The 8,799-nt window shown below is 68.5% G+C and carries 1 protein-coding gene; it reads right to left on the reverse strand.

The features are described from left to right. A partial coding sequence (locus K8612_RS38475; RefSeq protein ID WP_223765893.1) for a non-ribosomal peptide synthetase occupies window positions 1–8,799 on the reverse strand: 8,799 nt, incomplete at both ends.

Raw genomic sequence — 8,799 nt, forward strand, 5'->3', positions numbered from 1 at the left:
CAGGCTCGCGAGCGTCGAGTCCGGCTGGGCGGCGATGGCCTCCAGCAGCACGCCCAGGTGGCCCACCATGCGCTGCAGGGTCGAGGCGTCAAAGAGGTCCGTGGCGTACGTCAGGGTTCCGCCAAAGCCCTGAGGCGAGTCCTGCAACGTCAGCGTGAGATCGAACTTGGAAGACCGCGTGTCCACCGGGACGGTCTGAAAGGACAGTCCAGGCAGTCGGAGCGTCTCCGTGGGCGTGTTCTGGAGGGAGAACATCGCCTGGAAGAGGGCGCTGCGGCTCAGGTCGCGCGCGGGCTGGAGGACTTCCACCAGCTTCTCGAAGGGAACGTGTTGGTGCTCGTAGGCCGCGAGCGTGGTGCTCTTCATCTGGGAGAGCAACTGGCGGAACGAGTCCCGCGGCTGCAGCCGGGCGCGCAACACCAGCGTGTTGACGAAGAAGCCGATGAGGCCCTCGGTCTCCGCCTGGGTCCGGCCAGCAATCGGTGAACCCACGCTGATGTCTTCCTGGCCGGAGTAGCGGGACAGCAGCGCCTGCCAGGCGGCGAGCAGCACCATGAACGGCGTAGCACCTTCGTGCTGGGCCAGGGCCTTGAGTGCCTGGGAAACCGGAGCAGGAACGCGCACGTCCACCGTTGCCCCCTGGCGGGACTGCATGGGCGGACGCGGCCGGTCCGTGGGCAGGTCCAACGCGGACGGAGCCCCCGCGAGCTGCTGCTTCCAATAGCCCAACTGCGCGTCCAGGGCCTCACCCTGGATCCAGCCTCGCTGCCACACGGCGAAGTCCGCGTACTGCACCGGCAGCGGCGGGAGGGTGGGGGCGCGGCCGGTGCTGAAGGCTTCGTAGAGGGCCGCCACTTCCCGGACGAGGACACCCATGGACCAGCCGTCGGAGACGATGTGGTGCATCGTCACCAGCAACAGGTGCGAGTCCTGCCCCAGCCGCACCAGCGTGCTTCGCAGCAGCGGGCCCGTGGTGAGGAGGAAGGGGCGCCGGGCTTCCATGTCCGCCACGCGCTGGGCCTCCTCCTCACGCTGTGACTCGGGGAGGGACGTGAGGTCGATGACGGGCAGCTCCCAGCCGTAGGGAGGTTGAATGCATTGTGACGGCTCTTCGTGGTCGGTGGAGAGCGTGGTGCGCAGCGCTTCGTGGCGCTCCACCAACGCCTCGAAGGCGTGGCGCAGGGACTCCACGTCCACCTGACCCGTCAGTCGCAGGGCGGTGGGGATGTTGTACGAGATGTCACCCGGCTGGAGTTGATCCAACAGCCAGAGGCGCTGCTGTGCGAAGGACAGCGGAATGATGCCTTCGCGCGGCGAGGGCCGCAGCGGCGGTACGCGGAGCGCGGCGGACCGGGAACCCGCGAGCTTCGTCGCGAGCGCCTCCACGGTGGGGGATTCAAAGAGGGCGCGAAGCGGCAGCTCCACCGCGAACGTCGCCCGCACGCGCGAGACGAGCTGGGTGGCCAGAAGGGAGTGGCCCCCGAGGGCGAAGAAGTCGTCCCGGATGCCCACGCGCTCCACGCGGAGCACCTCCGAGAAGAGGGCGGAGAGCTGCGCCTCGGTGTCGGTCCGAGGAGCGATGAAGTCGGATGAACGCGCGAGGTTCCCCGGTTCGGGGAGGGCCTTGCGGTCGACCTTGCCATTGGAGTTGAGGGGAAGGGCGTCGAGGACAAGGAGCGCGGAGGGGACCATGTACTCGGGCAGTCGTTGCCGGAGGTGGACCTTGAGTGCCTCGGAGTCGAGTGAGTGGCCGTCGCGAGCGGTGACGTAGGCGACGAGGCGCTTGTCAGCGGCTTCGCCCTTGGCGACGACGACGGCGTCCTTGAGGCCCGGGGCACGGCGAAGCGCAGCTTCGATTTCGCCCAGCTCGATGCGGAAGCCGCGCACCTTCACCTGGAAGTCGATGCGGCCGAGGTACTCCAGACGCCCGTCAAGTCGGTAACGGACGCGGTCACCCGTGCGGTACATGCGTCCGCCGGGAGGCCCGTAGGGCTCCGGGACGAAGCGCTCTGCCGTGAGTTCCGGACGCAGCAAGTATCCGCGAGCCTGGCCTTCGCCTGCGAGGTACAGCTCGCCCGCGACACCGACGGGCACCGGCTGCAACGAAGCATCCAGCACGTAAGCCCGCGTCGCGGGCAGGGGCCTGCCGATGAGCGGCACTTCGTCACGGCCGACGAGAGAGGCGGTGGAGTAGGTGGTGTCCTCGGAAGGCCCGTAGAGGTTGAAGAGCTTCTCGACGGTGGGCACCGCGTACACCTGCTTGGCGAGTGTCTCCGGCAGGGCTTCGCCCGCGAGGTTGATGACGCGCACGGAAGACGGCACCGCGCCCAGGCGCAGCAGTTGCGCCATGGCGGAGGGCACGGTGTTGACGAGGGTGACATGGGAGGCGGTGGGCAGCTCCGCCAGGTGCAGGGCATTGCGTGCCACCACCACCGCGCCACCGCTGCTCAACGGGGCGAAGAGCTCGAAGACGGAGAGGTCGAAATTGAGGCTCGTCGCGGCGAGGGTGCCCTTCAACTCCTCCGGCGAGAAGGTCTCCAGGGCCCAGTGGAGGAAGGAGACGGCGTTGCCGTGGGAGATGGCGACGCCCTTGGGACGGCCGGTGCTGCCGGAGGTGTAGATGAGGTAGGCGAGGTGGGCCGGGTGGATGTCCACCGTGGGCGCAGTGGTGGGTTGCCTCGCCAGCTTCATGTCCGAGTCGAGGCACACGGGCGTGGCGCTGGTTTCAGGCAGCGCCGAGAGCAGGTGCGAATGCGCCACGAGTGCAGGCCCCTGGGCGTCCTCCAGCAGCCAGCCCAGACGCTCACGCGGGTAGCTGGGGTCCAGCGGTACGTAGGCACCCCCGGCCTTGAGGATGCCGAGGGCACCGATGACAAGGTCCTCGGTACGCTCGACGCACAGGCCGACGCGGACTTCGGGTCCGACGCCCAGACCTCGCAAGCGGTGTGCAAGTTGGTTGGCCTTCGCGTCCAGCTCCCGGTACGTCAGTTTCCGCTCAGGCGTGATGACAGCGAAGGCATCCGGCGTGCGGCGTGCCTGGGCTTCCACCATCGCGGGGATGCTGGGCTCACGCGCCACCTGCGAGACGGGTGGGTTCCATTCGACGAGGTGCTGCTGGCACTCTGCATCCGTGAGCAACGGCAGATCGCCCAGGCGGGTGTCCGGCTTCCGTGCGATAGCCTCCAGCAAGACACCGAAGTGGCCGGCCATGCGCTGGATGGTCGCCGCGTCGAACAGGTCCGTCGCGTACTCCAGGGTGCCGACGAAGCCGTCAGGGCCTTCGCGCAGACCCAGCGAGAGGTCGAACCTGGCGAAATGGGCTTCCAGCGGCTCGGCCTGGAAGGACAGGCCGGGCAGGCGCAGCGCCTCGGTGGGCGTGTTCTGCAGGACGAACATGGCCTGGAAGAGGGGACTGCGGCTCAGGTCGCGCGTGGGCTGCACGGCTTCGACCAGCTTCTCGAACGGCAGGTGCTGGTGTTCGAAGGCCGCGAAGGTCGTGCCTCGCACCTGGGCTAGCAGCTCCCGGAATGTGGCTCGGGGGGCCACGCGCGCACGCAGGACGAGCGTGTTGACGAAGAAGCCGATGAGGCCTTCGGTCTCCGCCTGCGTGCGGCCCGCGATGGGCGTGCCCACGCTGATGTCATCCTGTGCGGAGTAGCGCGACAGCAGCACCTGGAATGCCGCCAGCAGCAGCATGAAGGGCGTGGCACCTTCACGCTGAGCCAGGCCTTTGAGCGTATGAGAGACATCCGAGGGGATGTGCAGGTCCACCGTGGCGCCCCGGTGCGATTGCACGGGTGGACGCTGCCGGTCCGTAGGCAGCTCCAGCGCTGCGGGCGCCCCGGAGAGCTGCTGCTTCCAGAAGTGGATCTGCGCGTCCAGCACCTCGCCCTGGAGCCAGTCGCGCTGCCACGTGGCGAAGTCCGCGTACTGCACGGGCAGAGGCGCGAAAGCCGGCGTGCTGTTCGTGGCGAAGGCCTCGTAGAAGGCCACCATCTCCCGGACGAGGACGCCCATGGACCAGCCGTCGGAGACGATGTGATGCATCGTCACCAGCAGCAGGTGGGAGCTCTCGGCAATCCGTACCAAAGTGCTGCGAAGCAGTGGGCCCTTATTGAGGTCGAACGGCCGGCGCGCTTCCTCGTTGGCCAGTTGTCGCGCTTCTTCCTCCCGCAGTGCCTCCGGCCGGGCGGAGAGGTCCACGAGCGGCAGCGCCCAACCGCTGGGCGCGTGGATGGTCTGGATGGGCTGGTCCTGGTGCGCCTGGAAGGTGGTGCGCAGGGCATCATGACGGGCGACGAGTGCTTCGAAGGCACGACGCAAGGCTTCGACGTCAACGTGTCCGGAGAGCTGGAGCGCCGTGGGGATGTTGTACGACGCGTCCCCAGGCTGGAGTTGATCCAAGAGCCACAGCCGTTGCTGCGCGAAGGACAGCGGCATCGGACCGTCATTCGAGACGCGCGTGAGCTTCGGGGCCTGAGAGGTCGCGCTTCCGTGCAGTCGCCCGGCGAGTGCCTCCACGGTGGGGGCCTCGAAGAGGGCACGTAGGGGCAGTTCCACGCTGAACTCGGCGCGGATACGCGACACCACCTGGGTGGCCAGCAGTGAGTGGCCCCCCAGCTCGAAGAAGGAGTCCTTCACGCCCACCTGGGGCAGACGCAGGACTTCGGCCCAGATGGAGGCCAGCTTCGCTTCGGCCTCCGTGCGAGGCGCTTCGTAGGTATTGCCGGACTGGGGCGCCTCCGGCTCCGGGAGTGCCTTGCGGTCGACCTTGCCGTTGGAGTTGAGGGGCAGGGCCTCCAGTACCACGAAGGTGGTGGGGACCATGTACTCAGGGAGGCCCTGACGCAGGTGCGTCTTGAGAGCCTCTACCTCCAGTGAAGCATTCGCCTTGGGCGTGACGTAGGCGACGAGGCGCTTGTCAGCGGCTTCGCCCTTGGCGACGACGACGGCGTCCTTGAGGCCCAGGGCACGGCGAAGCGCAGCTTCGATTTCGCCCAGTTCGATGCGGAAGCCACGCACCTTCACCTGGAAGTCGATTCGGCCGAGGTACTCCAGGCGCCCGTCAAGTCGGTAACGGACGCGGTCGCCCGTGCGGTACATGCGGCCACCGGGAGGCCCGTAGGGCTCCGGGACGAAGCGCTCCGCGGTGAGGTCCGGACGCAGCAGGTAGCCGCGAGCCTGGCCTTCACCCGCGAGGTACAGCTCGCCCGCGACCCCCACGGGCACTGGCTGCAACGAAGCATCCAGGACGTAGGCGCGCGTCGCGGGCAGCGGGCGGCCGATGAGAGGCACCTCGTCACGGCCGACGAGAGAGGCGGTGGAGTAGGTGGTGTCCTCGGAAGGCCCGTAGAGGTTGAAGAGCTTCTCGACGGTGGGCACCGCGTAGACCTGCTTGGCGAGCGTCTCCGGGAGGGCTTCGCCCGCGAGGTTGATGACGCGCACGGAAGGCGGCACCGCACCCAGGCGCAGCAGTTGCGCCATGGCGGAGGGCACGGTGTTGACGAGGGTGACGTGGGAGGCAGTAGGCAGCTCCGCCAGGTGCAAGGCGTTGCGTGCCACCACCACCGCGCCACCGCTGCTCAACGGAGCGAAGAGTTCGAAGACGGAGAGGTCGAAGTTGATGCTCGTCGCGGCGAGGGTGCCCTTCAACTCCTCGGGGGTAAACGTCTCCAGGGCCCAGTGGAGGAAGGAGACAGCGTTGCCGTGGGAGATGGCAACACCCTTGGGACGGCCGGTGCTGCCGGAGGTGTAGATGAGGTAGGCGAGGTGGCCCGGGTGGATGTCCGCCGTAGGCGCCGTCGTCGGCTGCTTCACCAGCTCCACGTCCGAGTCGAGGCACACGGGCGTGGCGCTGGTTTCGGGCAGCGCCGAGAGCAGATGGGAATGCGCCACGAGGGCGGGGCCCTGGGCGTCCTCCAGCAGCCATGCCAGGCGCTCACGCGGGTAGCTGGGGTCCAGCGGCACGTAGGCACCACCGGCCTTGAGGATGCCGAGGGCTCCGATGACAAGGTCCTCGGTACGTTCGACACAGAGGCCGACGCGGACTTCGGGCCCGACACCCAAGCCTCGCAGGCGGTGCGCGAGCTGGCTGGCCTTCGCGTCCAGCTCCCGGTACGTCAGTTGCCGCTCAGGCGTGATGACTGCCACGGCATCCGGCGTGCTGCGTACCTGCGCCTCCATCATCGCGGGGATGCTGGACTCACGCTGGGTTTCAGTGCCAGCCGGGTTCCAGTCCACGAGAAGCTGCTGGCGCTCGGCGCCAGTGAGCAGCGGCAGGTCTCCCAGTCGGGTGTCTGGCTTCTCTGCGATGGCCTCCAGCAACACGCAGAAGTGGCCGGCCATGCGCTGCACGGTCGCCGCGTCGAACAGGTCCGTCGCGTACTCCAGTGAGCCGGTCAGTCCGCCCTGGGCCTCTTGCAGCGAGAGGGAGAGGTCGAACATCGCGGAGTGGGCTTCCTGCGGCGCGGCCTGGAAGGACAGGCCCGGCAGGAGCAACGCCCGAGCAGGCGTGTTCTGCAGGACGAACATGGCCTGGAACAGAGGGCTGCGACTCAGGTCCCGTGTGGGCTGCACGGCTTCGACGAGCTTCTCGAAGGGGAGATGCTGGTGGTCGTACGCCGCGAGCGTCGTGCCGCGCACCTGGGCGAGCAGCTCCCGGAACGTGGCGCGTGGATCCAGCCGGGCCCGCAGGACGAGCGTGTTGATGAAGAAGCCGATGAGGCCTTCGGTCTCCGCCTGGGTGCGGCCCGCGATGGGGGAGCCGACACTGACGTCATCCTGCGCGGAGTAGCGCGACAGCAGCACCTGGAAGGCCGCCAGCAGCGTCATGAAGGGTGTCGCGCCTTCACGCTGCGCCAGGGCCTTGAGCGCGTCTGAGACCCGAGCGGGAATCCGCACCGCCACGGTGGCGCCACGGTGGGACTGCACGGGCGGACGCGGCCGGTCCGTCGGCAGCTCGAGTGCTGGAGGTGATCCAGACAACTGCTGCTTCCAGTAACCCAGTTGCGCGTCGAGCACCTCGCCCTGGAGCCAGTCGCGCTGCCACGTGGCGAAGTCCGCGTACTGCACGGCCAGCGGCGGGAGGGCCGGCGCCGTTCCGGAGGTGAAGGCCTCGTAGAAGGCCACCATTTCGCGCACGAGGACGCCCATGGACCAGCCGTCGGAGACGATGTGGTGCATCGTCACCATCAGCAGGTGTTCATTCTCCTCCAGGCGCACCAGGGTGCTGCGCAGCAGCGGACCCCTGGCGAGGTCGAACGGCCGTCGCGCTTCCTCGTCGGCCAGTCGCCGGGATTCTTCCTTTCGCTGGGCCTCCGGCAGGGAGGAGAGGTCCACCTGCGGCAAGGTCCACTCCACCGGCGCATGGATGCGCTGGGTGGGCTGGCCCTGGTGTTCGTGGAAGGTGGTGCGCAGGGCCTCATGGCGCTGGACGAGCGACTCGAAGGCGCGGCGCAGCGACTCCACGTCCAGGTGTCCGGAGAGCTGGAGCGCGGTGGGGAGGTTGTAGGACGCATCCCCCGGCTGGAGTTGATCCAAGAGCCACAGCCGCTGCTGCGCGAAGGACAGCGGCTCCGAAGCCCCGCGAGTCGCGGCCCTCCGAAGAGGAATCGACGGCGCGGATGTCCCCTCGGAGTCGATGCGTCGGGCGAGGGCGGCGACGGTAGGCGCTTCGAATAGCGCTCGAAGGGGCAACTCCCTGCGGAAGGTGGTGCGCACGCGCGAGACGAGCTGGGTGGCCAGCAGCGAATGGCCTCCGAGCGCGAAGAAGTCGTCGTGGATGCCCACCCGCTCCACGTGCAGCACCTGCGTGAAGAGGGCCGCGAGCTGCTCCTCGGTGGGAGTGTGCGGCGCGACGTAGTGGGCCGCGAGCTCCGAACCCACCGGCGCGGGCAGGGCCTTGCGGTCCACCTTTCCGTTGGTGTTGAGCGGCAGCGCTTCCAGCACGAGGAGCGCCGAGGGCACCATGTACTCGGGCAGGTGTTGCTTGAGCCAGCCCTTGAGGTCGTCCGTCGATGGTGCGGCCGCCATTTCGCCATCCGTGAGGACCACGTAGGCGACGAGCCGCTTGTCACCGGGGATGTCCTCGCGAGCCAGCACCACGGCGGCGTGCACCTGGGGATGCTTGAGGAGGGCGGCTTCGATTTCGCCCAACTCGATGCGGAAGCCGCGCACCTTCACCTGGAAGTCGGCACGGCCCAGGTAGTCGAGCATCCCGTCCGCGCGCCAGCGCACCACGTCGCCGGTGCGGTAGAGGCGGGCACCCGGGGTGGAGGAGAAGGCATCCGGGATGAAGCGGTCCGCCGTCAACTCCGGGCGGTTGAGGTAGCCGCGCGCGACACCCTCACCGCCTATGAAGAGCTCACCCGCGACGCCAATGGGCACGGGGCGCAGCGTGCGGTCCAGGACGTAGACGCGCACGTTGGGGAGGGGGCGGCCAATGGTGGGCGTGGGGGAGGCGTCGAAGGCGCAGGCGGTGGCGTCGACGGTGCACTCGGTGGGGCCGTAGACGTTGAAGACGCGCGGGCGCGGGGCCTGGGCAAGGTGGCGCCAGGTGGCGGGGTCCACGGCTTCCCCTCCGACGAGGACGCGGTGGGGGATGGCCTTGCGCTCCAGCAGGCCTTCATCCACCAGCAGGCGCAGGTGGGCCGGAGAGCAGTCGAGGACGTCGAGGGCGTCCTGGCCAATGCGGTTGATGAGTTCAGCGACGTCGGCGCGGGCTTCGTCGGGGACGATGCAGAGGGTATGGCCGTCGAGGACCTGGATGAGCTGCTTGACGGAGGCGTCGAAGGAGAGAGG

The sequence above is a fragment of the Corallococcus sp. AS-1-6 genome (genome assembly GCF_020037015.1).
Taxonomy (GTDB): Bacteria; Myxococcota; Myxococcia; order Myxococcales; family Myxococcaceae; genus Corallococcus.